The organism is Variovorax sp. 54 (assembly GCF_002754375.1).
GTDB lineage: Bacteria > Pseudomonadota > Gammaproteobacteria > Burkholderiales > Burkholderiaceae_C > Variovorax.
The window spans coordinates 4,273,914-4,296,749 of sequence record NZ_PEFF01000001.1 but is presented as its reverse complement, the minus strand read 5'-3'; the positions used below and the strand labels follow the sequence as shown (position 1 = coordinate 4,296,749).

General features: G+C 68.1%; 17 protein-coding genes and 1 pseudogene. 8 read left to right on the top strand and 10 right to left on the bottom strand.

The window, feature by feature from the left end; translation table 11 throughout:
• Positions 1 to 8: 8 nt before the first annotated feature.
• Positions 9 to 1,541 (top strand): alkaline phosphatase, encoded by a 1,533-nt coding sequence (locus CLU95_RS19840; RefSeq protein WP_373669305.1) that lies wholly within the window; start codon positions 9 to 11, stop codon positions 1,539 to 1,541.
• Positions 1,538 to 2,248 carry a hypothetical protein gene (locus CLU95_RS19835; RefSeq protein WP_257214676.1) on the top strand — a complete coding sequence of 237 codons (711 nt, stop codon included), beginning with the start codon at positions 1,538 to 1,540 and terminating at the stop codon, positions 2,246 to 2,248. The genes CLU95_RS19840 and CLU95_RS19835 overlap by 4 nt, the downstream gene beginning before the upstream one ends.
• A gap of 6 nt (positions 2,249 to 2,254) precedes the next feature.
• On the opposite strand, the gene CLU95_RS19830 is transcribed toward CLU95_RS19835, so the two are convergent.
• Together CLU95_RS19830 and CLU95_RS19825 are read right to left on the bottom strand one after the other, a co-directional pair.
• Positions 2,255 to 2,728, bottom strand: a complete 474-nt coding sequence (locus tag CLU95_RS19830; protein ID WP_099795184.1) for a cyanophycin metabolism-associated DUF1854 family protein — start codon at positions 2,726 to 2,728, stop codon at positions 2,255 to 2,257.
• A complete protein-coding gene (locus CLU95_RS19825; protein WP_099795183.1) occupies positions 2,728 to 5,016 on the bottom strand; it encodes a cyanophycin metabolism-associated ABC transporter in 2,289 nt (762 codons plus the stop codon). Before CLU95_RS19825 ends, CLU95_RS19830 begins: the two co-directional genes overlap by 1 nt.
• Positions 5,017 to 5,155: 139 nt before the next feature.
• On the opposite strand from CLU95_RS19825, the gene CLU95_RS19820 reads away from it, so the two are divergent.
• From CLU95_RS19820 to CLU95_RS19800, 5 genes are all read left to right on the top strand, one after another.
• The gene (locus CLU95_RS19820) at positions 5,156 to 7,399 is read left to right on the top strand and encodes a cyanophycin synthetase (protein WP_257214675.1); all 2,244 of its coding nucleotides are present in this window, start codon (positions 5,156 to 5,158) and stop codon (positions 7,397 to 7,399) included.
• A gap of 90 nt (positions 7,400 to 7,489) precedes the next feature.
• Complete coding sequence (cphA, locus tag CLU95_RS19815) at positions 7,490 to 10,057, top strand: cyanophycin synthetase (RefSeq protein WP_099795181.1); 2,568 nt, start codon at positions 7,490 to 7,492, stop codon at positions 10,055 to 10,057.
• Positions 10,058 to 10,270: 213 nt separating this feature from the next.
• Positions 10,271 to 10,687, top strand: coding sequence for a hypothetical protein (locus CLU95_RS19810; RefSeq protein WP_099795180.1), 417 nt, complete (start codon positions 10,271 to 10,273; stop codon positions 10,685 to 10,687).
• 52 nt (positions 10,688 to 10,739) lie between these two features.
• Positions 10,740 to 11,216: a hypothetical protein gene (locus tag CLU95_RS19805; RefSeq protein ID WP_099795179.1), complete on the top strand. Its 477-nt coding sequence runs from the start codon at positions 10,740 to 10,742 to the stop codon at positions 11,214 to 11,216.
• Positions 11,217 to 11,378: 162 nt separating this feature from the next.
• The gene (locus tag CLU95_RS19800; protein ID WP_056573109.1) at positions 11,379 to 11,633 is read left to right on the top strand and encodes a hypothetical protein; all 255 of its coding nucleotides are present in this window, start codon (positions 11,379 to 11,381) and stop codon (positions 11,631 to 11,633) included.
• Positions 11,634 to 11,654: 21 nt separating this feature from the next.
• Here the strand turns inward: CLU95_RS19800 and CLU95_RS19795 are convergent, their stop codons facing one another.
• Complete coding sequence (locus CLU95_RS19795; RefSeq protein WP_099795178.1) at positions 11,655 to 12,434, bottom strand: SDR family NAD(P)-dependent oxidoreductase; 780 nt, start codon at positions 12,432 to 12,434, stop codon at positions 11,655 to 11,657.
• A gap of 119 nt (positions 12,435 to 12,553) precedes the next feature.
• Here CLU95_RS19795 and CLU95_RS19790 point away from each other — a divergent pair.
• Positions 12,554 to 13,447 (top strand): annotated as a pseudogene (locus tag CLU95_RS19790) (LysR family transcriptional regulator); the annotation flags it as partial.
• A gap of 31 nt (positions 13,448 to 13,478) precedes the next feature.
• On the opposite strand, the gene CLU95_RS19785 reads toward CLU95_RS19790, so the two are convergent.
• The 7 genes from CLU95_RS19785 to mmsA all read right to left on the bottom strand — a co-directional run bounded on the left by CLU95_RS19785 (position 13,479) and on the right by mmsA (position 22,829).
• Complete coding sequence (locus CLU95_RS19785) at positions 13,479 to 14,396, bottom strand: dihydrodipicolinate synthase family protein (protein ID WP_099795177.1); 918 nt, start codon at positions 14,394 to 14,396, stop codon at positions 13,479 to 13,481.
• A gap of 9 nt (positions 14,397 to 14,405) precedes the next feature.
• Complete coding sequence (locus CLU95_RS19780; RefSeq protein ID WP_099795176.1) at positions 14,406 to 16,142, bottom strand: IlvD/Edd family dehydratase; 1,737 nt, start codon at positions 16,140 to 16,142, stop codon at positions 14,406 to 14,408.
• Between the two features lie 10 nt (positions 16,143 to 16,152).
• Positions 16,153 to 17,181, bottom strand: a complete 1,029-nt coding sequence (gene yjfF, locus CLU95_RS19775; protein ID WP_099795175.1) for a galactofuranose ABC transporter, permease protein YjfF — start codon at positions 17,179 to 17,181, stop codon at positions 16,153 to 16,155.
• On the bottom strand, positions 17,178 to 18,212 hold the full coding sequence (locus CLU95_RS19770) for an ABC transporter permease (RefSeq protein WP_099795174.1): 1,035 nt from the start codon (positions 18,210 to 18,212) through the stop codon (positions 17,178 to 17,180). The genes yjfF and CLU95_RS19770 overlap by 4 nt, the downstream gene beginning before the upstream one ends.
• Positions 18,213 to 18,585: 373 nt before the next feature.
• Positions 18,586 to 20,106, bottom strand: a complete 1,521-nt coding sequence (locus CLU95_RS19765; protein ID WP_099795173.1) for a sugar ABC transporter ATP-binding protein — start codon at positions 20,104 to 20,106, stop codon at positions 18,586 to 18,588.
• A gap of 4 nt (positions 20,107 to 20,110) precedes the next feature.
• Positions 20,111 to 21,316 (bottom strand): multiple monosaccharide ABC transporter permease, encoded by a 1,206-nt coding sequence (gene mmsB / locus CLU95_RS19760; protein WP_099795172.1) that lies wholly within the window; start codon positions 21,314 to 21,316, stop codon positions 20,111 to 20,113.
• Positions 21,303 to 22,829 (bottom strand): multiple monosaccharide ABC transporter ATP-binding protein, encoded by a 1,527-nt coding sequence (mmsA, locus tag CLU95_RS19755; RefSeq protein ID WP_099797392.1) that lies wholly within the window; start codon positions 22,827 to 22,829, stop codon positions 21,303 to 21,305. Before mmsA ends, mmsB begins: the two co-directional genes overlap by 14 nt.
• Positions 22,830 to 22,836: the final 7 nt, after the last annotated feature.

Genomic DNA, 22,836 nt, shown 5'->3' with positions numbered 1-22,836 from the left:
ACACAACCATGCACACGACCATGAACCGCACCCTCCGCACCACCCGCCTGGCCGCCGCGCTCGTCTGCGCCGCCGCCGGCACGCTCGCCACCGGCGCCCACGCCGCCGGCGAAGCCAAGAACGTGATCTTCTTCCTCGGCGACGGCATGGGCCCCGTCACCGTGACCGCCGCGCGCATCTACAAGGGCGAGAAGCAGCTGGCCGCCAAGCCCGGCTCGCTGGTGAGCCCCGAGCGCGCGAACCTCACGATGCAGTCGCTGCCGTATGCGGCGCGTGTGAAGACCTTCTCGCTCGACGGCCAGACCACCGACAGCGCGCCCTCGATGGCCGCCTACATGACCGGCGTGAAGATGCGCAACGAGGTGATCTCGATGTCCAGCGACACGGTCGCCGTCGACAGCGCCGGCAAGCAGTACATCAACGGCGAGAACACCACCTGCCCGCCGACCAACGGCCAGGCCGCCGACACGCTGCTCGAACTCGCCAAGGCCAAGGGCCGCGCGGTCGGCGCCGTGTCGACCACGCGCGTCGGCCATGCCACGCCGGCCACCACCTACGCGCACATCTGCAACCGCAACGGCTACAACACCATCGCCGAGCAGAGCGTGCCGGGCCACGCCAACTACAACCCCAAGCTGCTCGACGGCGTGGACGTGCTGCTGGGTGGCGGCCAGCGCAACTACCTGCCGACCACGGTGCTGGCAGGCAGCAAGCGCACCGACGGCGTGAACCTGGTGACTGCGATGCAGGCCAAGGGCTACACCTACGTCGACACCGGCACCAAGCTGCGCGCCGTCGACGCGGGCGCCACGGGCAAGCTGCTGGGCCTGTTCACGCCGAGCGAAATGGCCTACGAGCTCGACCGCGTGAAGCAGAGCCTCGACCAGCCGAGCCTGTCGGAAATGACCGAGAAGGCGTTGGGCGTGCTCAGCAAGAACGACAAGGGCTTCTTCCTCATGGTGGAAGGCGGGCGCATTGACCACGCGCTGCACGGCACCAACGCCAAGCGCGCGCTGGAAGACACGCTGGCCTTCGACACGGCCATCCAGACCGCGCTGGACTACATGAACAAGAAGGACCCGGGCCTGAAGAACACGCTGGTGGTGGTCACGGCCGACCACGACCACGCGATCGCCTTCAACGGCTATCCGAAGATCGGCAACCCGATCCTGGGCAAGGTCAACGGCTACGCCGACGGCAAGCCGTCGAAGGCGGCGGACGGCAAGCCCTACACCACGCTGGTGTTCGGCAACGGCGGCCGGCCCAACGCGACGGCCTCCAGCCAGGTCAACCCGGAAGACGGCAACAAGCCGTGGATCGCGCCGGCGCGCGGCGCCTCGCGCGACGACCAGACCGCGATGGACACCACGGACGACAACTTCCTGCAGGAAGTCGGCATCAACCTGGGCACGCCGGGTTCGGAAACGCACGGCGGCGGCGACGTGATGCTGTTCGCCGGCGGTGCGGGCGCGAAGCTCTTCAAGGGCACCGTGGAGAACATCAAGGTGTTCAACAAGGTCAAGGAAGCGGCGGGCCTGTGAACGTGCCCGCAACGCTCAAGACGCTGCTGGCGGCAGCAGCCCTCGCGGCCCTGCCGCTGGTGGCCGGCGCGGCAGGCGATGCCGCCGCGCCCGACCAGACTCTGCGCATCACGCACCACGTGATGTCGATCGGCAAGGACGGCGTGCAGCGCGAAAGCCGCTACGCCGACCGCATGGTGCGCCGCGCCGGCACGGTGTGGATCGAGCGCGAGCTGCCGCCCGCGCTGCGCGCCGACCACGACCACGAAGCGAGCGAAGGCAAGGTGCACATCGGCCACGCGCACGCCGACAACACGGCCGCGCCGCTGTGGCTGCGCCGCGATGCGGCCGGCACGGTGCAGGTGAACATGGTGTTGCGCCAGCAGCGCAAGGTGATCGAGGTGGACGCGGCCAACTACGGCAACGTCGGCTACAGCGGCTCGTGGGCCAACGCCTACTGGCTGATCGACCCGGCCAGCCTGCCGCGCATGAAGGCGCTCGGCACGGCGCGTGGCGGCGTGCAGCGCTACGAGCTGCCGCAAGGCGAACGCACGCTGCGCGTCGACTGGGACGTGGCGGGCCGCTATGCGCGCAAGATCGAGCAGCGCGACGCGCACGGCACTTCGCTCAACGTGATGACCGCCTCGGCCGTCGCCGCACCGAAGGTGCTGCCGTGGCAGCAGGTCGAGAGCTATGCGCGCGGCGACTACTCGGACCTGCTGGATTAGGACTTCTTAAAGGAAGCGCTCCAGCAGCTTGCGCGAGGCGCGGTCGAGCGTCTTCGCATCGGGAATGCGGAACTGCACGCCGTGCGCGCTCGCGATGAGCAGCGCGCCGCCGTCGAGGCGGCGGATGTCTTCCTCGGCCTTGAGCACGAAGCTGGTGTCGCCCCGGTCGGTGCTCACGGTCCAGGTGCTGGGCACGCCGAAGCTCGACACGCCGTGCAGCTTCAGCAGCGTCGGCGCGAAGTCGCGCACGGCGAGTTCTTCGGTCAGCAGCGCCTGCGTGGGTGCGGGCAGCTGGTCGACGCGATCGACCCACACGAGTTCGCGGCCTTCGCTGCCGACGAGCGACACGCCCTCATTGGGCGCGCTGAGTGGAAATGCGCGCACGGGCGTCACGCCCACGTGGCGCTCGCCCTGTGCGTCGGTCAGCACGAGGCGGCCGAAGGTGTCGCGGGCCAGTTCAAAGTTGTTGTTGCTGCTCATCACACGTCCCCTGCCGGATGGGCGGCGTGGCTCACGGCCAGCGGCGCCTGGGCGTTGGCGCGCTCGTCGGCAGCACCTTCGCTCACATCGTCTTCGTCGCCCTGGCGCAGCTGCGCCTGGTACAGGCGCCAATAGGCGCCCTGCTTCGCCATGAGCGCGTCGTGCGGCCCGACCTCGACCACCTCGCCGCGGTCCATGACCACGAGGCGGTCGGCCTTGCGCAGCGTGGACAAACGGTGCGCGATGGCGATGGTGGTGCGGCCCTGCACGAGGTTGTCGAGCGCCTTCTGGATTTCCTTTTCGGTCTCGGTGTCGACGGCCGAGGTGGCCTCGTCGAGGATCAGGATGCGCGGGTCGATGAGCAGTGCGCGCGCAATGCTGATGCGCTGGCGCTCGCCACCCGACAGGCCCTGGCCGCGCTCGCCGACCAGCGAGTCATAGCCGTGCGGCAGGCGCAGGATGAAGTCGTGCGCGTGGGCCGCGCGGGCTGCGGCCACGACCTCTTCGCGCGTGGCGTCGGGCTTGCCGTAGGCGATGTTCTGCGCGATGGTGCCGAAGAACAAAAACGGCTCCTGCAGCACCAGCCCGACGTGGCGGCGGTAGTCGGCCACGGCGAAGCGGCGGATGTCGGTGCCGTCGACCTTGATGGCGCCGTCGGTCACGTCGTAGAAGCGGCAGATCAGGTTGACCAGCGTGCTCTTGCCCGAGCCGCTGTGGCCCACGAGGCCGATCATCTCGCCGGGCTCGATGGTCAGGTCGAGGTCGTGAATGACGGCGCGCGAGCCGTAGCGAAAGCCCAGCCCGCTCATCTCGATGCGGCCCTGCACGCGCTCCACCTTCACCGGGTTGGCGGGCTCGGGCACGTTGCTCACGTGGTCCAGGATGTCGAAGATGCGCTTGGCGCCGGCGGCGGCCTTCTGCGTGACCGAGACGATGCGGCTCATCGAATCGAGGCGCGTGTAGAAGCGGCCGATGTAGGCGATGAACGCGGTGAGCACACCCACCGTGATGTGGCCGCGCGCCACCTGCCAGATGCCGAAGGCCCAGACCACGAGCAGGCCGATTTCGGTGAGCAGCGACACGGTCGGCGTGAACAGCGACCAGGTGCGGTTGAGCTTGTCGTTGACCTGCAGGTTGTAGGCATTGGCCACGCGGAAGCGCTCGGCTTCGCGGCGCTCCTGCGCGAAGGCCTTGACCACGCGGATGCCGGGGATGGTGTCGGCCAGCACGTTGGTCACTTCGGACCAGACGCGGTCGATCTTCTCGAAGCCGGTGCGCAGGCGGTCGCGCACGACGTGGATCATCCAGGCGATGAAGGGCAGCGGCACCAGCGTGACCACGGCCAGCAGCGGGTTGATCGAGAACAGGATGACCGCCGTCATGACGATCATCAGCACGTCGTTCGCGAAATCGAGCGCATGCAGCGACAGAAAGACGTTGATGCGGTCGGTTTCCGAGCCGATGCGCGCCATGAGGTCGCCGGTGCGTTTGCCGCCGAAGTAGTCCAGCGGCAGGGTCAGCAGGTGCTCGTAGGTGGTGGTGCGCAGGTCGGCGCCGATGCGCTCGGACACCAGCGCCAGCAGGTAGGTGCGCGCCCAGCCGAGCCCCCAGCCGACCAGCGCCGCGATCAGCAGGCCGCCCAGGTACAGGCCGACCCGGCCGGAGTCGATCTTCTGCCCGTTCTGGAACGGGATCAGGATGTCGTCCATCAGCGGGATGGTCAGGTACGGCGGCACCAGCGTGGCGGCGGTGGAGATCAGGGTCAGAACAAACCCGAGGATCAGCTGCTTGCGGTACGGCCCGGCGAAGCGGCCCAGGCGCAGCAGCACCCAGGTCGAAGGCGGGGTCTGAAGCTCGGTGTCGGTGCCCTCGGCATCGAGAAGTTCGGGCACCTCTTCTGTCGCCTTCGTGACAGCCGGCGCGGCGCGCTGGCCGAACAACTTGAGCAGCTTGAGCGCCGCCGGCTGGCCGGCCAGGGTGTAGCGCCAGCGGGTGAGCTGTCCGGAAGGGCCGATGAGGTCGAGGGTTCCGACGCCTGCGTGGTCGGAAAGACGCATTTCCAAGGCCTGATCGGTGAGTGGCCACTCACGCCATTCGCCGCCGGGTTCCAGGGCGATGAGCCGCTGGTCGGTCAGGGCGACGAGGCCCGTGGCGAAGCGAAGTTGGTCGTCGAGGTCAACCGCAAGTGTTACCAGAACGTTTTCAGCGCCAGCGAGTCGGCTTTTCAGCGCGCCTGAGACCGCCTCCGTTTCGCCCACCTGGGCGCCGACTGGATCGTGATGTTGCATTGTGTTTATTTGACTCTTGCCCGTCGCGGGCCGCAGGGACCGCGTCATGGCGCCCCTGGTCGGGCGCCGATTCTGACCGATCGCCATGGGAGCGCTTGAAGGCGCCGTGGTGCTCGGCCAAAGCACATCGAACGTTTGCATGACCCGTTTCGACGACATCCAATTGCTGCGCATCAACTATTTGCGCGGTCCCAACCTCTGGACCTACCGTCCGGTGCTCGAAGTCTGGCTCGACCTGGGCAAGCTCGAGGACTTCCCCTCCAACAAGATCGACGGTTTCACCGACCGGCTGACCACCCTGCTGCCGGCGCTCATCGAGCACCACTGCGGCGTGGGCGAGCGCGGTGGCTTCATCCAGCGCCTCACCGAAGGCACCTGGTCGGGCCACGTGCTCGAACACGTCGTGATCGAGCTGCTGAACCTGGCCGGCATGCCGACCGGCTTCGGGCAGACCCGCAGCACCTCGGAGCACGGCGTGTACCGCATGGTGTTCCGTGCCCGTGACGAACAGGTCGCCCGCGTGGCGCTGGCCGAAGGCCACCGCCTGCTGATGGCGGCCATCAACAACGACCCGTTCACCGCGGCCGACGTGCAAACGGCCGTCGAGGCGGTCAAGGCCAAGGTCGAAGACTGCTACCTCGGCCCGAGCACCGCGGCCATCGTGTCCGCCGCCACCGACCGCGGCATTCCGCACATGCGCCTGAACAGCGGCAACCTGGTGCAGCTGGGCTACGGCGCCAACCAGCAGCGCATCTGGACCGCGGAAACCGACTACACCAGCGCCATCGGCGAATCGATTGCCAGCGACAAAGAGCTGACCAAGTCGCTGCTCGCGAGCTGCGGCGTGCCCGTGCCGCACGGCCAGGTGGTCGAGTCGCCCGAAGAAGCCTGGGAAGCCGCCGAGGACATCGGCCTGCCCGTGGTCGTGAAACCGTCGGACGCCAACCACGGCCGCGGCGTGTCGCTCGAGCTGACCACGCGCGAGGAAGTCATGGCCGCCTTCGCGGTCGCCGAGCCCGAAGGCAGCGACGTGATGGTCGAGCGCTTCATCCGCGGCCACGAACACCGCCTGCTGGTGGTGGGCGGCGAGGTGGTGGCGGCCGCACGCGGCGAGATCATCACCGTGACCGGCGACGGCACGAACACCGTGGCCGGGCTGATCGACAAGCAGCTCAACAGCGACCCGCGCCGCGGCGCCGAAGAAGAGTTTCCGCTCGACGTGATCGTGCTGGCCACCGACGCCAAGCTGCAACTGGAACTCAAGCGCCAGGAGCTCGACGGCAGCTCGGTGCCGGCCGCCGGCCGCGTGGTCACGATCCAGCGCAACGGCAACATGGCCTACGACTGCACCGACCTCGTGCACCCCGAGGTGGCGCACGCCGCCGTGCTCGCCGCCCGCGTGGTCGGCCTGGACATCGCGGGCATCGACATGGTCGCGCAAGACATCTCCAGGCCGCTGGGCCCGCAGGGCGGCGCGATCGTCGAAGTGAACGCCGGCCCCGGCCTGCTGATGCACCTGAAGCCGGCCATCGGCTCGCCGCGCCCCGTGGGCCGCGCCATCTGCGACCACCTGTTCCCGAACGACGCACCCGGCCGCATCCCCGTGGTGGGCGTGGCCGGCTCGCGCGACACCGCCGTGCTCGCACGGCTGGTGGCCTGGCTCATCAACCTCGGCGGGCGCCACACCGGCCTGGCCTGCCGCGACGGCCTGTTCCTCGAACGCCGCCGCGTCGACGCACGCCCCAGCGCCAACTGGGACGCCGGCCACCGCCTGCTCGTGAACCGCGCCGTCGAGGCCGTGGTGATCGAGAACGGCGCCGAAACCATCCTGCGCGACGGCCTGGCCTACGACCGCTGCGAAGTCGGCATCGTGACCGACCTCGAAGGCTCCGAAGCTCTGGCCGACTACGACATCACCGAGAGCGACCAGATGGTCAAGGTGCTGCGCACGCAGGTCGACGTGGTGCTGGCCGAAGGCACCGCCGTGCTGAACGCCGACGAGCCGCGCATCGCCGCGCTGGCGCCGCTGTGCGACGGCGACGTCATCCTCTATGCGGCCGACCCGCAGGCCGCCGCGCTGTCCGCGCACCAGGCTGCCGGCGGCAAGGCCGTGCTGGTGCGCCAGGACCGCGTGGTGCTGGCCAACGGCACGAGCGAATCGTTCCTGCCCGGCCTGGGCCGCCTGACCATCTGGCGTGCGACCCACGTGGGCGTGAGCCTCGAAAGCCTGCTGGCCGCCGTGGCCGCGGGCTGGGCCCTGGGCATTCCGCTCAACCTGATCGGCGCCGGCGTCGAGGCCTTCGAAGCCGACCTGCAGGCGGCCCTGGCCTCGCTGCAGCTGTCGCAGGCCTCGCCGCTTTCCCCCCAACAACAACTGGCATGACCCGATGCGCCGCCCCGCCACCCGCGGGGCCGGCGCCCACCAGGTCACACCGCAAGATCACTGCAACCGCGCGCCCCGTGCCGTAGCCCCATGAAAGTCACCCGCATCCGCGCCCTGCGTGGCCCCAATCTCTGGAGCCGCCACACCACCATCGAGGCCGTCGTGGCCTGCGAAGGCGACGAGAACGCCGTCGGCAAGCTCGACGGGTTCGAAGCCCGCCTGCGCGCCCGCTTCCCGACCATCGGCGAGCTGCACCCCATGGTGCTCGGCCAGCCGCTGGCGCTGGCCCACGTGCTCGAGAACGCCGCCGTGGCGCTGCAGGCCCAGGCCGGCTGCGCCGTCAACTTCGGCAACACCGCGCCGACGACCGAAGAAGGCGTGTACCAGGTCACCGTGCAGTACTCCGAGGAAGACGTCGGCCGCCGCGCGCTGGCCCTGGCCGAGGAGCTGATCCAGGCCGCGCTGGCCGACACCCCCTTCGACGCCGACGCCGCCATCACCGCGCTGCGCGACCTCGACGAGTCGGAGCGCCTGGGCCCGAGCACCGGCTCCATCGTCGACGCCGCCGTGGCGCGCGGCATTCCGTACCGCCGCCTCACCAGCGGCAGCCTGGTGCAGTTCGGCTGGGGCTCCAAGCAGCGCCGCATCCAGGCCGCCGAGATCGACAGCACCAGCGGCGTGGCCGAATCGATTGCGCAGGACAAGGAACTCACCAAGCAGCTGCTCAACGCCGCCGGCGTGCCGGTGCCGCTGGGCCGCCCCGTGAGCAGCGCCGACGACGGCTGGGCCGCCGCCGAAGAAATCGGCCTGCCGGTCGTGGTGAAGCCGCAAGACGGCAACCAGGGCAAGGGCGTGACGGTGAACATCACCACGCGCGAACAACTCACCTCGGCCTACGACTCGGCCGCCGTGTACGGCGAAGTGATGGTCGAGAAATTCTTGCCCGGCTTCGACTTCCGCCTGCTCGTGGTGGGCGACCGCCTCGTGGCCGCCGCGCGCCGCGACCCGCCGCAGGTCATCGGCGACGGCAGCTCCACCGTGCGCCAGCTGGTCGACACCGTGAACCTCGACCCGCGCCGCGGCGAAGGCCACGCCACCTCGCTCACCAAGATCCGCCTCGATGACATCGCCATCGGCCGGCTCGAGTCGCAGGGCCTCACGCCCGAGAGCGTGCCCGAGCTGGGCCAGCGCGTGGTGCTGCGCAACAACGCCAACCTCTCGACCGGCGGCACCGCCACCGACGTCACCGACACCGTGCACCCCGAAGTGGCCGCGCGCGCCGTCGATGCGGCGCAGATGGTCGGCCTGCACATCTGCGGCGTCGACATGGTCTGCGAGAACGTGCTGCGCCCGCTCGAAGAACAACACGGCGGCGTGGTCGAAGTGAACGCCGCGCCCGGCCTGCGCATGCACATCTCGCCCTCGTTCGGCCGCGGCCGCGCGGTCGGCGAAGCCGTGATGGACACGCTCTTCGCGCCCGGCGACGACGGCCGCATTCCCGTGGTGGCCGTCACCGGCACCAACGGCAAGACCACCACCGCGCGCCTGATCAACCACATCATTGCCTCCAGCGGCCTGCGCACCGGCATGACGAACACCGACGGCGTGTACGTCAACGGCCGCCAGACCGACAGCGGCGACTGCAGCGGCCCCAAGAGCGCGCGCAACGTGCTGATGCACCCCGACGTCGATGCGGCCGTGTTCGAAGTGGCCCGCGGCGGCGTGCTGCGCGAGGGCCTGGGCTTCGACCGCTGCGAGGTGGCCGTGGTCACCAACATCGGCAGCGGCGACCACCTGGGCCTGAACTACATCACCACGGTGGAAGACCTGGCGGTGCTCAAGCGCGTGATCGTGCGCAACGTGGCCGCCGACGGCTACGCGGTGCTCAATGCGGCCGACGTGAACGTCGCCGCCATGGCGGCCGGCTGCCCCGGCAACGTGATCTTCTTCACCGCCGACCGCATGCACCCGGTGATGGCCACGCACCGCGCGCAAGGCAAGCGCACCGTGTACGTCGACCAGGACACGCTGGTGGCCGCCGAAGGCTCGTGGCGCGAACGCATCGCGCTGCGCGACGTGCCGATCACGCGCGGCGGCACCATCGGCTTCCAGGTCGACAACGTGATGGCCTCGGTGGCCGCAGCCTGGGCCGTGGGCCTCGACTGGGACACCATCCGCAGCGGCCTGTCGAGCTTCATGAACGACGCGGCCGGCGTGCCCGGACGATTCAACGTCATGGACTACCGCGGCGCTACCGTGATCGCCGACTACGGCCACAACACCGACGCCATGAAGGCGCTGGTGTCGGCAGTGGACACCATGCCCGCCAACAAGCGCTCGGTGGTCATCAGCGGCGCGGGCGACCGGCGCGATTCCGACATCCGCGACCAGACCGCGATCCTCGGCCAGGCCTTCGACGACGTGATCCTGTACCAGGACGCAGCGCAGCGCGGGCGTGCCGACGGCGAGGTCATGGCACTGCTGCGCCAGGGCCTGCAAGGTGCGTCGCGCACGCGCCAGATCGACGAGATCCGCGGCGAATTCGTCGCCATCGACACCGCGCTGGCGCGGCTGCAGCCGGGCGACCTGTCGCTCATCCTGGTCGACCAGGTCGAAGAGGCGCTGGCCCACCTCGCGCAGCGCATCGCGCAGGGCTGATCCTGCCGGCACAGCGCGGGAGGGCACGCCCTCCCCGCGCTGACGGACGTGTCCCACACGCAGGGGCGCGTCCGGCCCGCTCCACGGCGCACGGCTTGTCCCACAGCCAGGCGCCACGGGCCGGCCCACACTGGGGCACCGGTCGCGCCCTGCGTTCTTTTGTTTTCTGTTTTCTGTTCTCTGTTCGCACGGCGCGCCGCTTCAGGAGCCCCGATGACGATCCACACCTTCCGTTCCACGCTCTCGACGGCTGCCCTCGTGGCCGTCGGCGGCTTCTTCATGGCCGGCGCGCCGCTGGCCTCGGCCCAGGCGCCCGGCAGCGACGCCCGGATGCAGAAGGAGCGCGCCACCTGCGACGGCGTGCAACAGGACCGCGCGGCCTGCCTGCGCGAAGCGGGCGCCGCGCGCCAGGAAGCCGGGCGCAACGGCCTGACCGCCCCCGGCGCCGCGCGCGAAGACGCCAACGCGCTGGCGCGCTGCAGCGAACAACCGTCCGCCGACCGCGCGGACTGCGAAGCGCGCATGCGCGGCGGTGCGCGCACCACCACCGAAGGCAGCGTGATGGGCGGCGGCGTGATCCGCGAAACCGTCACCCCGCTGCCGCCACAGCCCGTGCAGCCGGCGCGCTGAGCGAACAGCGAGGCCGGCCTTCTCCCCCGATACGCCAGACAAGGAGCACACCATGCCAAACAATGCGCGTTCGATGATCTTCGCCCTGCTCGCACTCAGCGGGCTGGCCACCACCACCATCGCCACGGCCGCCCGTGGCGACGGCGGCAGCACCTACCAGCAGGAAGTGTCCGTCTGCGGCCACAACCAGCAGGACCGTGCCGCCTGCATCCGTGAAGCCGGCGCCGCACGCCAGGCCGCGGCCCGCGGCGGCCTCACCTCGGCGCCCGACTACCGCGCCAACGCCGTGGCCCGCTGCGGCCTGCAACCGCCGGTCGAGCGCGCCGACTGCGAGGCCCGCGTGCTGGGCAGCGCAGGCAACATCCGCAGCAATGTCGATGGCAGCGTGATGGGCGGCGGCGTGATCCGCGAGTCGGTCTCCACCCGCGTGGTGACGATGCCCGCCGCGACGCTGCCTCCGCCGATGCCCGAGCCGGTGCCGATGGCACCGATGCCCATGCCGATGCCGCGGCCCCTGCCAGTGCAATGACAGCATGACGCCCCGATGAGCGCTTCGCCCCGGACCGCGCGTTGGTGATAACACCGACGCGCCGTTCACGGGCGATGCCCTCGTTTGTCATCAAATCGTCACAAAATACAGGCATGTGCTAGCTATAGTTCCCGGTCCCTGCCAACCGAGGAACACTTTCCCATGAATGCCATCAAGGTCGCTCGCCGATTCATCGAAACGGACCCGGCCAACGAATCGGCCAAGATCCTTGCCCAACTCGTGCTGGCGCTCGAAGCCGAACGCAGCTTCGAGTTGATCACGCTCTACAGCCTCGACTACAAGAGCTTCGAACTCGCGATGGACATCCTGAAGGAGTGGCGCCTGGACCGCTACTACGCCAGCAAGTCCAAGCTGTTCGATCTGTCCCTGCAAGTCACCGAGCTCGAGAAGAGCTGACCCTCCCCGGGCACGCGGTGCTCAGGCGAACATCCCGCCCGACACCTCGATGCGCTGGGCATTCACCCAGCGGCTCCCCTCCCCCAGCAAGCCCGCGATCGCACCGCCGATGTCGTCGGGCTGCCCCGCACGTCCGAGCGCGGTGAAGCTCGCGACCATTGCGTTCACCTGTGCGTTGTCGCGCACCCTGCCGCCGCCGAAGTCGGTCTCGATCGCACCCGGTGCAATGGTGTTCGCCGCGATGCCGCGCTTGCCGAGTTCCTTGGCGAGGTAGCGCGTCAGCACTTCCACGGCACCCTTCATCGCGGCATAGGCCGAAGCGCCTTCCATCGCAAAGCGCGTGAGCCCCGACGACACGTTGACGATGCGCCCACCGTCGTTGATGAGCGGCAGCAGCTTCTGCGTGAGGAAGTACGTGCCCTTGAAGTGGATGTTGTAGAGCGTGTCGAACTGCGCTTCGGTCATGTCCTCGAAGTTCACATGCAGGCCCACACCCGCGTTGTTCACCAGGAAGTCGAAGCGCTCGCGCTGCCAGGTGGCGGCCAGTGCTGCCTTCACTGATTCCGAGAACGCGGCAAAGGCCTTGCTGTCGCCCACGTCGAGCTGCAGCGCGACGGCGCGGCGCCCCTTCGCCTCGATCTCCGACACCACCGCCTGTGCGCTGGCTTCGTTCGACACGTAGGTCAGGATCAGATCGACGCCGTCGGCGGCGAGTGCCAGCGCGGCGCTGCGGCCCAGGCCCCGGCTGCCGCCGGTGATGAGTGCGATGCGCGACGGGTTGGAAGTGGTGGAAGCAGTCATTTCAAAGTCCTCGGTGGTTGATCGGTGAATCGATGGGAGGACTTTAAAAATTACCGGCAGAAAGATAAATTCCGCCAGACGACGCACACTGTTATCCAGAAACGAAACAATCATCCGCCATGAGCACCGACGAACTGCGCATCTTCGCGAGGGTCGCCGAGCTCGCGAGCTTCAGCCGCGCCGCCGACCAGTTGGGCCTGACCCGCGCGCGCGTCTCGGTGGCCGTGCAGCAACTGGAAGAGCGCCTGGGCACGCGCCTCCTGCAGCGCACCACGCGCAGCGTGCGCCTCACGGAAGACGGCACGCGCTTTCTCGAGCGCTGCAAGGATTACCTGGCCGAAGGCGAGCAACTGGCCACCATGTTCCGCGCGCACACCGGCGGCCTCACGGGGCGGCTGCGCATCGACCTGCCGGCCACCGTGGCGCGCGACCTCGTCATTCCGCGTCTGCCCGAATTCCTTGCGCGGCATCCCGCGCTGGAGATCGGCATCAGCACCACCGACCGCCGCGTCGATCTCGTGAACGAGGGCTTCGACTGCGTGCTGCGCGTGGGCGTGCTGGGCGATTCCGAACTCGTTGCACGGCCGCTCGGCTTCATGCGCATGGCCAATGCCGCCAGCCCCGCCTACCTGCAGGCGCACGGCACGCCGCAGACGCTCGCCGACCTCGCGCAGCACCGCATCGTGCATTTCGCGCAGACCCTTTCGCCGAACGACGCAGGCTGGGAGTACTTCGACGCGGCCCAGGGCCGCTACCGCATGCACCCCGTGCGCGCCACGGTCACGGTGAACGGCACCGACGCCTACAACGCCGCGGCGGTTGCGGGCCTCGGCGTGATCCAGGCGCCGATCAGCGGCCTGCTGCGCGGCTTTGCGGCCGGCTCGCTCGTGCAGGTGATGCCGGCGTTCAGCGCGCGCCCGATGCCGGTGTCACTGGTGTACGTCAACCGGCGCCAGCTCGCGCCGCGCGTGCTCGCGGTGATGAACTGGCTGAGCGAGATCCTCGCGCCCTACTTCGTCGAGGACAGCGAGCTGGCTATTGCCCCTACCGCCCCCAGCGCAGCACCAGCGGATCGAGCCGCTTCGCCGTCTCGATCAGCCCGGCGCGCGTCGCGGGGTGCATCGCCGGCAGCGGATGCCGCGGCGCCTCGCAAGCGATCACGCCGCCCTCCTTCATGAGCGACTTGCAGGCCAGCAGGCCCGCCTGGCGGTTCTCGTAGTTGATGAGCGGCAACCACTGCTGGTAGAGCGCGAAGGCGGTGTCGCGGTCGCCCGCACGGTGCGCTTCGATGATCGGGCGAATGCCATCGGGGTAGCCGCCGCCGGTCATCGAACCGGTCGCACCAGCGTCGAGGTCGGACATCAGCGTGATGGCTTCTTCGCCGTCCCACGGGCCTTCGATGGCGTCACCGCCCAAGCGGATCAGCTCGCGCAGCTTCGACGCGGCACCGGCGGTTTCGATCTTGAAGTACGCGACCTGTTCGATCTCTTGCGCCATGCGCGCGAGGAACGGCGCCGACAACACCGTGCCGCTCGCGGGCGCGTCCTGGACCATGATCGGAATCGTCACCGCATCAGACAGCCGCGCGTAGAACTCATAAATCTGAGGCTCCGGCACGCGGAAGGTCGCACCGTGGTACGGCGGCATCACCATCAGCATCGCCGCGCCCATGGCCTGCGCGCGACGGCTGCGCTCGGCGCAGACCTGGGTGCTGTAGTGCGTCGTCGTCACGATCACCGGCACGCGGCCCTTCACGTGGTCGAGGATGGTGCGCGTGAGCACTTCGCGCTCCTCGTCGGACAGCACGAACTGCTCGGAGAAATTCGCGAGGATGCACAGGCCGTCGGAGCCCGCGTCGATCATGAAATCGACGCAGCGCTTCTGGCTCTCAAGGTCGAGCGCGCCCTGTTCGGTGAAGGTGGTGGGCACCACCGGGAAGATGCCGCGGTATCGGGGGGTCATGGCGTGTGATCAGTGGGAGTGGCGGGGAACGGCCGAGCCTCTGCAGCCGACCAGGAAATCGAAGTCGCAGCCTTCGTCGGCCTGCAGCACATGGTTCACGTAGAGCTTCTGGTAGCCGCCGCCGCGCGTGCTCATCGGCTGCGCATCGGAGGCAGACAACGACGCCAGGCGCGACGCCAGCTCTTCGTCGCTGATGTCGAGGTGCAATCGCCCCGCATCGCAATCGAGCTCGATCCAGTCGCCGTCGCGCACCGCCGCGAGCGGCCCGCCATCCGCAGCTTCAGGCGCGACGTGCAGCACCACCGTGCCATACGCCGTGCCGCTCATGCGCGCGTCCGAGATGCGCACCATGTCCTTCACGCCCTGGCGCAGCAGCTTCGGCGGCAAGCCCATGTTGCCGACCTCGGCCATGCCGGGGTAGCCCTTGGGGCCGCAGTTCTTCAGCACCATCACGCAGCTCGCGTCGATGTCGAGGTCTTCATCGACGATGCGTTCCTTGTAGTGCTCCAGGTTCTCGAACACCACGGCGCGGCCGCGGTGCTTGAGCAGTTCGGGCGTTGCCGCGGAGGGCTTGAGCACCGCACCGCGCGGCGAGAGGTTGCCACGCAGGATGCGGATGCCGCCATCGGCGATCAGCGGCTTGTCGAGCGGGCGGATCACCTCGTCGTCGAGGCTCGGTGCGTCGCGCACGTTGTCCCAGATCGAACGGCCGTTGACGGTGAGCGCATCGGGGTGCGGCAGCAGGCCGTTCTCGCCGAGGCGGCGCAGCACAGCAGGCAGGCCGCCCGCGTAATAGAACTCTTCCATGAGGAAACGCCCCGAGGGCATCAAGTCGACGATGGTCGGCGTGTGACTGCCGATGCGCGTCCAGTCTTCCAGCTCCAGCTCGACGCCGATGCGGCCCGCAATCGCCTTCAGGTGGATCACCGCGTTGGTCGATCCGCCGATGGCCGCATTCACGCGGATCGCATTCTCGAAGGCCTCGCGCGTGAGGATCTTCGAGAGCGTGAGCCCTTCTTTCGCCATCTGCACCGCGCGCATGCCCGACATCTGCGCGAGCACATAGCGCCGCGCATCGACCGCCGGAATCGCCGCGTTGTGCGGCAGCGAGGTGCCCAGCGCCTCGGCCATGCAGGCCATCGTCGAGGCCGTGCCCATCGTGTTGCAGGTGCCCGCCGAGCGCGACATGCCGCCTTCGGCCGAGAGGAACTGGTGCAGGTTGATCTCGCCCGCCTTCAGCGATTCGTGCAGCTGCCACACGGCGGTGCCCGAGCCGATGTCCTTGCCGTCGAGCTTGCCGTTGAGCATCGGCCCGCCCGTGACCACGATGGCCGGGATGTCGCAGCTGGCTGCGCCCATCAGCAGCGCGGGCGTGGTCTTGTCGCAGCCCGTGAGCAGCACCACCGCATCGACCGGGTTGCCGCGGATCGCTTCTTCGACGTCCATGCTCGCGAGGTTGCGCGTGAGCATCGCGGTCGGCCGCAGGTTCGACTCGCCGTTCGAGAACACCGGGAACTCCACCGGGAAGCCGCCCGCCTCCGAGATGCCGCGCTTCACGTGCTCGGCGATCTTGCGGAAGTGCGCGTTGCACGGCGTGAGTTCCGACCAGGTGTTGCAGATGCCGACGATGGGCCGGCCGTCGAACTCGTGGTCGGGGATGCCCTGGTTCTTCATCCAGCTGCGGTACATGAAGCCGTTCTTGTCGGCGGAGCCGAACCATTCGGTCGAGCGCAGTTTCTTTGTCATGGGGAAGTGGTCAGCGGCGCGGGGCGCGCGAGGTGAAGAAGCGTTGGAGCAGGCAGAACACGAAGAGCAGCGCACCGACCACGATGCGCGTCCACCACGAGCTCAGCGTGCCGTCGAAGGAAATCAGCGTCTGGATGATCCCGAGCATCAGCACGCCGAAGAGCGTGCCCGCCACATAGCCCACGCCGCCGGTGAGCAGCGTGCCGCCGATCACCACGGCCGCGATGGCGTCGAGCTCCAGCCCGACCGCGTGCAGGCCGTAGCCCGAGAGCATGTAGAAGGTGAAGATCACACCGGCCAGCGCCGAGCAGAAGCCCGAGAGCGTGTACACGCCCACGAGCGTGCGGCGCACCGGCAGGCCCATGAGCATCGCCGAATGCTCGCTGCCGCCGATGGCGTACACCGCGCGGCCGAAGGGCGTGCAGTGCGCGATGAACACCGCGGCCAGCAACACCGTGATGGCGATCACCGCGCTGATCGACACCGAGGCCTCGCCCCAGATCGGAATGCGGACCTGCGAGACCTCGGAGTAGAACGCGTTGGTGATGCTGATCGAATCGATGCTGATGAGATAGCACAGCCCCCGCGCGAGGAACATGCCCGCGAGCGTGACGATGAAAGGCTGCAGCCGGAAGCGCTCGATGAGCAGGCCCATGAACGCGCCGAAGGCCGTGCCCATCGCCAGCACCAGCGGAATCACGACCGCCGGGCTCCACCCGTGCTTCTCGACCAGCGAGGCCGACACCATCGTCGTGAGCGCGATCACCGAGCCCACCGACAGGTCGATGCCGCCCGAGAGGATCACGAAAGTCATGCCGACCGCGACGACGATCAGGAAGGCGTTGTCGATCAGCAGGTTGAGGAACACCTGCGCCGAGAAAAAGCCGTCGTAGAACACCGAGCCCAGCGTCGCCATCAGCATGAACAGCGAGATGGTCGCAGTCAGCGGCAGGTACTTCGGATTGAGCCCCGCCTTGCCCCCTCTCCCGCTTGCGGGAGAGGGTTGGGGTGAGGGTGCTGCCTCGATCACCGCGCTCATGCCCTGCCCCCGTCATGCGCCGGCCGCTGCACCAGCGACCGAACCTCCGCCCTGAACTCCGGCGACTGCATCAGCATCACCACGAACACGACCACCGCCTTCACCACGAGGTTGATCTCCGGCGGCACGCCCAGCGAATAGATCGCGTAGGTCAGCGTCTGGATGATGAGCGCGCCGATCACGCTGCCCACGAGGCTGAAGCGCCCGCCCGTGAGCGCCGTGCCGCCGAGCGTGACCGCGAGGATCGCGTCGAGCTCCAGCAGTTGGCCCGCGTTGTTGCCGTCCGCGCTCTTCACGTTCGAGCTGATCAACAGGCCCGCCACACCCGCGCACGCACCGCAGAACGCATACGCACCCACGACGAGCCGCCGCGACTGGATGCCCGCCACGCGCGCTGCGGTCGGGTTGATGCCGACCGCCTGGATGAACAGGCCGAGCGCCGTGCGCGTGATCGCCAGGTACAGCAGCACGAACACCGCCGCCACGATGAACAGCGAGAACGGCAGCCCCAGCAGGTAGCCGCTGCCGAGGAAGAAGAAGGGCTTGTAGTAGATCGTGATGATCTGCCCGTCCGCAATGAGCTGCGCGATGCCGCGCCCCGCCACCATGAGGATCAGCGTCGCGATGATCGGCTGCATGCCGACCTTGGCGACCAGCAGGCCGTTCCACAGGCCGCACAGCAGCGCGACACCCAGCGCCGCAAGGATCGCGAGCGGCATGGGGAAGCGGCTCACGTCGCTGGACACCGAGCCGCCGATCATCCAGGCCGCGACCGCCGCCGCGATGGCGACCACCGCGCCCACCGAGATGTCGATGCCGCGCGTGGCGATCACGAGCGTCATACCGAGCGAGACGAGCACGAGCGGCGCCGCGCGGTTCACGATGTCGATCAGGCTGCCGTACAGATGGCCGTCGCGCCACTCAAGGTGCAGGAAGCTCGCGTTGAATGCGGTGTTGATGGCGAGCAGAAGCAGCAGTGTGATGAGCGGCCAGGCGAGGCGATGCTGCATGAAGGATGAAAGGCGCGTCATGGGTTCTGCCTTGCTCCTTCCCCTTCCGGGGGAAGGCTGGGATGGGGGCACGCGGCCTCTGATGCTGCGCGGCGGTGAAGGCCGCGAGCCCCCACCCCGGCCCTTCCCCGGGAGGGGAGGGAGAAAGACAACACCTCGCGGCGGTTCATGTCTTCTGCCTTGCCCCTTCCCCTTCCGGGGGAAGGTTGGGATGGGGGCACGCGGCCTCGAACACGGCGCAACGCCTCGGTCTTGCCCCCTCTCCCGCTTGCGGGAGAGGGTTGGGGTGAGGGTGCGGCCTGCGCAAAGGCCTGCTGCTTGTTGAAGGCCTCCGCCCTCACCCTAGCCCTCTCCCGCACGCGGGAGAGGGGACAACACGGAGACAGCACGTGCGTCATGCGGCAGCAATCATTTCGTACACCTCGTCCTCGGTCGAACCGCCCGGCAGTTCGCCCACCTTCTGCCGATCGCGCAGCACCACGATGCGATGCGCCACGCGCACCACCTCGCTCATTTCCGACGAGATAAAAATCACCGCCATGCCCGCATGCGCGAGCCGCAGGATCTCTTCCATGATTTCCTGCTTGGCAGCGACGTCGATGCCGCGCGTGGGCTCATCGAGGATCAACAGGCGCGGCTCGGTCGCAAGCCAGCGCGCGATCATGGCCTTCTGCTGGTTGCCGCCCGACAGCAGGCCGATCGGCGTTTCGACGCTCGCCGTCTTGATGCCCAGCGAAGCGACGAAGCGCTCGGCCATCGCAGTCTGCTCGGCGTGCGAAAGAAACTTCCGCGTGCCCAACCGGGCCTGCAATGCGAGCGCGATGTTCTCGCGCACCGACAACTCGGCCACGATGCCATCGGTCTTGCGTTCTTCAGGGCACAGCGCGAGACCCTCTCGGATCGCATCGGCCGGATTCGAGAAGCTGACCGAACGGCCGTCAATCTTCAGCACGCCACGGTCCGGCGATTCGAGCCCGAACAGCAGCCGCGCGAGTTCGGTGCGCCCCGCACCCAGCAGCCCCGCGATGCCGACCACCTCACCGGCACGCACGCGCAGATCGGTCGCCTGCAACTGCCCCGCCTGCCCCAACCCTTCGGCCTGCAACAAAGCGGCAGCCGCTTCATCGAACGCCGGCAGTGCCGCAGGCCGCGCCGATTGCGCCGCCAACTCGCGCCCCAACATCGCCGCGATCAGCGCCTGCGGTCCGAGATCCGCCGCGCGCCACTCGCCCACCCAATTGCCATTGCGCAGCACCGTGATCCGGTCCGACACCGCATACATCTGGTTGAGAAAGTGCGTCACGAAGACGATCGCGAGCCCCTCGCCGCGCAGCCGCCGCAGCACCTCGAACAGCTTCTCGACCTCGTCGTCGTCGAGGCTAGAAGTCGGCTCATCGAGGATCAGCACCTTCGACGACACACCGAGCGCACGCGCGATCGCCACCATCTGCTGCACCGCGACCGAATAGCTCGACAGCAAGCGCGTCACGTCGATGTCCAGCCCGATGCGCGCGAGCAGCTCTTCTGCCCGGCGGTTCACAGAAGCCCAGTCGATGCGAAAGCCTTGCAGCGCGCCGCAGCGCGGATAGCGCCCCGCGAACACGTTCTCCGCCACCGAGAGGTTCGGGCACAGGTTCACTTCCTGGTAGACCGTGCTGATGCCCAGCTTCTGCGCCTCCAGCGGCGAGCCGGGCCGGATGGCCTGGCCGTCGAAGAACATCTCGCCGCCGCTCGACGGCAGCACGCCCGTGAGCACCTTGATGAGCGTCGACTTGCCCGCACCGTTCTGCCCCATCAGCGCGTGGATCTCGCCCGGGTAGAGCTTGAGCTGGACGTCGTTCAGCACGGCGATGCCGCTGAAGCGCTTGTGGATGCCCCGCAGTTCCAGCACGGGGGTGGCGGCGCGCTCGGTCATGCGTCTACTTGTTCTTGTTGTAGACGTCGATGAACACCGCCGCCAGCAGCACCAGACCCTTGATGACCTGCTGGTAGTCGATGCCGATCCCCAGGATCGACATGCCGTTGTTCATCACGCCCATGATGAAGGCGCCGATCACCGCGCCCATCACCCGGCCCACGCCACCCGAGGCCGAGGCGCCGCCGATGAAGCAGGCAGCAATCACATCGAGCTCGAAGCCCAGGCCCGCCTTGGGCGTGGCGGTGTTCAGGCGCGCCGCGAACACGAGGCCCGCGAGCGCCGCCAGCGCGCCCATGTTCACGAAGGTGAGGAACGCGAGCCGCTGCGTCTTCACGCCCGACAGCCGCGCCGCCTTCTCGTTGCCGCCGAGCGCATAGATGCGACGGCCGATGGTCGTGCGGTTGGTGACGAAGTCGTACACCACGATCAGCACCGCCATCACGATCAGCACATTGGGCAGGCCCTTGTAGGTCGAGAGCAGGTAGCTGAAGAACAGGATGATCGCCGCGAAGAACAGGTTCTTCACGAGGAAGAAGGCGTAAGGCTCCTGCTCCATGCCATGCGCCTTGAGCTTGGCGCGCCCGCGCAGCTTGAAGAACACCAGCGCCGCGGCCGCGAGGGCGCCCACGACCAGCGAGGTGGTGCGCACCGTGTCGCCGCCCAGCGGATCGGGAATGAAGCCCGAACTCAGGCGCTGGAACTCCACCGGAAACGGCCCCACCGACTGCCCCGCGAGCAGCGCCAGCGTGAGCCCCTTGAACACCAGCATGCCCGCGAGCGTGACGATGAACGACGGGATCTTGCGGAAGGCCACGAACCAGCCCTGCGCCGCACCGATGACGGCACCCGCCGCGATGCTGATGAGGGCCGTCGGCACGAAGTGCCATTCGTACTCCACCATCAGCACCGCCGCGAGCGCGCCGATGAAGCCGCAGACCGAGCCCACCGACAGGTCGATGTGCCCCGCCACGATCACCAGCAGCATGCCCAGCGCCATGATGACGACGTAGCTGTTCTGCAGCAGCAGGTTGGTGAGGTTCAGCGGCCGCAAGAGCGTGCCGTCGGTCAGCACCTGGAACAGCACCATGATCGCGACCAGCGAGATCAGCATGCCGTACTCGCGCAGGTTGTTCTTCAGGAAGCCCACGTGGAGCTTCGCTGCCACGGGGGCGGCGCCCTGCACTGCGTTGGCTTCAGGCGGCGACATGGACAGAACTCCCTGCGCTGACGATCGCATGCATGATGCGCTCCTGCGACGCCTCGGCCGCCGTGAACTCGGCCACGAAGCGGCCCTCGTTCATCACGTAGATGCGGTCGCACATGCCGAGCAACTCCGGCAGTTCGGAAGAGATCATGAGAATGCCTTTGCCCTCGCTCGCGAGCTGGTCGATGATGGTGTAGATCTCGTACTTGGCGCCCACGTCGATGCCGCGCGTGGGTTCGTCCAGTATCAGCAGTTCGGGCTTGGTGAAGAGCCACTTGCTCAGCACCACCTTCTGCTGGTTGCCGCCCGACAGGTTGACCACGAGCTGCTCGACGCCCGAACAGCGGATGTTCAGCGACTTCTTGTAGTCGTTGGCCACCTTGAACTCACGGCCGTCGTCGATCACCGCGCGTTCGGCAATCGCATCGAGGTTCGCGAGGCTGATGTTCTTGCGGATGCCTTCCTCCAGCACCAGCCCGAGGCCCTTGCGGTCTTCGGTGACGTAGGCAATGCCGTGGTCGATGGCCTTGCGCACGGTGCTCACGTCCACCGGCTTGCCGTGCATGAGCACCGAGCCGCTGATGCGTTGGCCGTACGACTTGCCGAACACGCTCATCGCCAGTTCGGTGCGGCCCGCGCCCATGAGGCCGGCGATGCCGACGATTTCACCCTGGCGCACATGGAGGTTCACGCCCTTGATCTGCTCGCGGTCGGCGTGCAGCGCGTGGTGCACGCGCCAGTCGCGCACTTCGAGCACCGTCTCGCCGATCTTCGGCGAGCGCTGCGGGTAGCGGTGTTCCATGTCGCGGCCCACCATGCCGCGGATGATGCGGTCTTCGCTGATCGCCTGCTTGGCGCAGTCCATCGTTTCCACCGTCGCGCCGTCGCGCAGCACGGTGATCGCGTCGGCCACCTTGGCGATCTCGTTGAGCTTGTGCGAGATGAGGATCGACGCGATGCCCTGCCGCTTCAGTTCGAGCAGCAGCATCAAGAGCGCATCGCTGTCGTTCTCATTGAGGCTAGCGGTGGGCTCGTCGAGGATCAGGAGCTTCACCTCCTTGGCCAGCGCTTTCGCAATTTCCACCAGCTGCTGCTTGCCCACGCCCAGGTCGGTCACGAGCGTGGTGGGCAACTCCTTCAGGCCCACCTTGGCGAGCAGCTCGCGCGTCTTCGCATAGGCGGCGAACCAGTCGATCACGCCGCCGGTCGCGATCTCGTTGCCGAGAAACAGGTTCTCGGCAATCGAGAGCAGCGGTACCAGCGCCAGCTCCTGGTGAATGATGATGATGCCGAGCTTCTCGCTGTCGGCGATCGTCTTGAAGCGGCGCAGCTCGCCCTCGAAATGGATCTCTCCGGTGTACGAGTCGCACGGGTAGACGCCGCTCAGCACCTTCATGAGCGTCGACTTGCCCGCGCCGTTCTCGCCGACCACCGCATGGATCTCGCCCGCGCGCACGGCGAGGTTGACGTTGCTCAGGGCCTTGACCCCGGGAAACGTCTTGGTGATCCCGCGCATCTCGAGG

Bases quoted from the DNA above. Each gene is read 5' to 3' on its own strand.
- CLU95_RS19840 (WP_373669305.1), top strand. From the start codon at position 9: ATGCACACGACCATGAACCGCACCCTCCGCACCACCCGCCTGGCCGCC.
- CLU95_RS19830 (WP_099795184.1), bottom strand. From the start codon at position 2,728: ATGAGCAGCAACAACAACTTTGAACTGGCCCGCGACACCTTCGGCCGC.
- CLU95_RS19825 (WP_099795183.1), bottom strand. From the start codon at position 5,016: ATGCAACATCACGATCCAGTCGGCGCCCAGGTGGGCGAAACGGAGGCG.
- CLU95_RS19820 (WP_257214675.1), top strand. From the start codon at position 5,156: ATGACCCGTTTCGACGACATCCAATTGCTGCGCATCAACTATTTGCGC.
- cphA (WP_099795181.1), top strand. From the start codon at position 7,490: ATGAAAGTCACCCGCATCCGCGCCCTGCGTGGCCCCAATCTCTGGAGC.
- CLU95_RS19810 (WP_099795180.1), top strand. From the start codon at position 10,271: ATGACGATCCACACCTTCCGTTCCACGCTCTCGACGGCTGCCCTCGTG.
- CLU95_RS19805 (WP_099795179.1), top strand. From the start codon at position 10,740: ATGCCAAACAATGCGCGTTCGATGATCTTCGCCCTGCTCGCACTCAGC.
- CLU95_RS19800 (WP_056573109.1), top strand. From the start codon at position 11,379: ATGAATGCCATCAAGGTCGCTCGCCGATTCATCGAAACGGACCCGGCC.
- CLU95_RS19795 (WP_099795178.1), bottom strand. From the start codon at position 12,434: ATGACTGCTTCCACCACTTCCAACCCGTCGCGCATCGCACTCATCACC.
- CLU95_RS19785 (WP_099795177.1), bottom strand. From the start codon at position 14,396: ATGACCCCCCGATACCGCGGCATCTTCCCGGTGGTGCCCACCACCTTC.
- CLU95_RS19780 (WP_099795176.1), bottom strand. From the start codon at position 16,142: ATGACAAAGAAACTGCGCTCGACCGAATGGTTCGGCTCCGCCGACAAG.
- yjfF (WP_099795175.1), bottom strand. From the start codon at position 17,181: ATGAGCGCGGTGATCGAGGCAGCACCCTCACCCCAACCCTCTCCCGCA.
- CLU95_RS19770 (WP_099795174.1), bottom strand. From the start codon at position 18,212: ATGACGCGCCTTTCATCCTTCATGCAGCATCGCCTCGCCTGGCCGCTC.
- CLU95_RS19765 (WP_099795173.1), bottom strand. From the start codon at position 20,106: ATGACCGAGCGCGCCGCCACCCCCGTGCTGGAACTGCGGGGCATCCAC.
- mmsB (WP_099795172.1), bottom strand. From the start codon at position 21,316: ATGTCGCCGCCTGAAGCCAACGCAGTGCAGGGCGCCGCCCCCGTGGCA.
- mmsA (WP_099797392.1), bottom strand. From the start codon at position 22,829: ATGCGCGGGATCACCAAGACGTTTCCCGGGGTCAAGGCCCTGAGCAAC.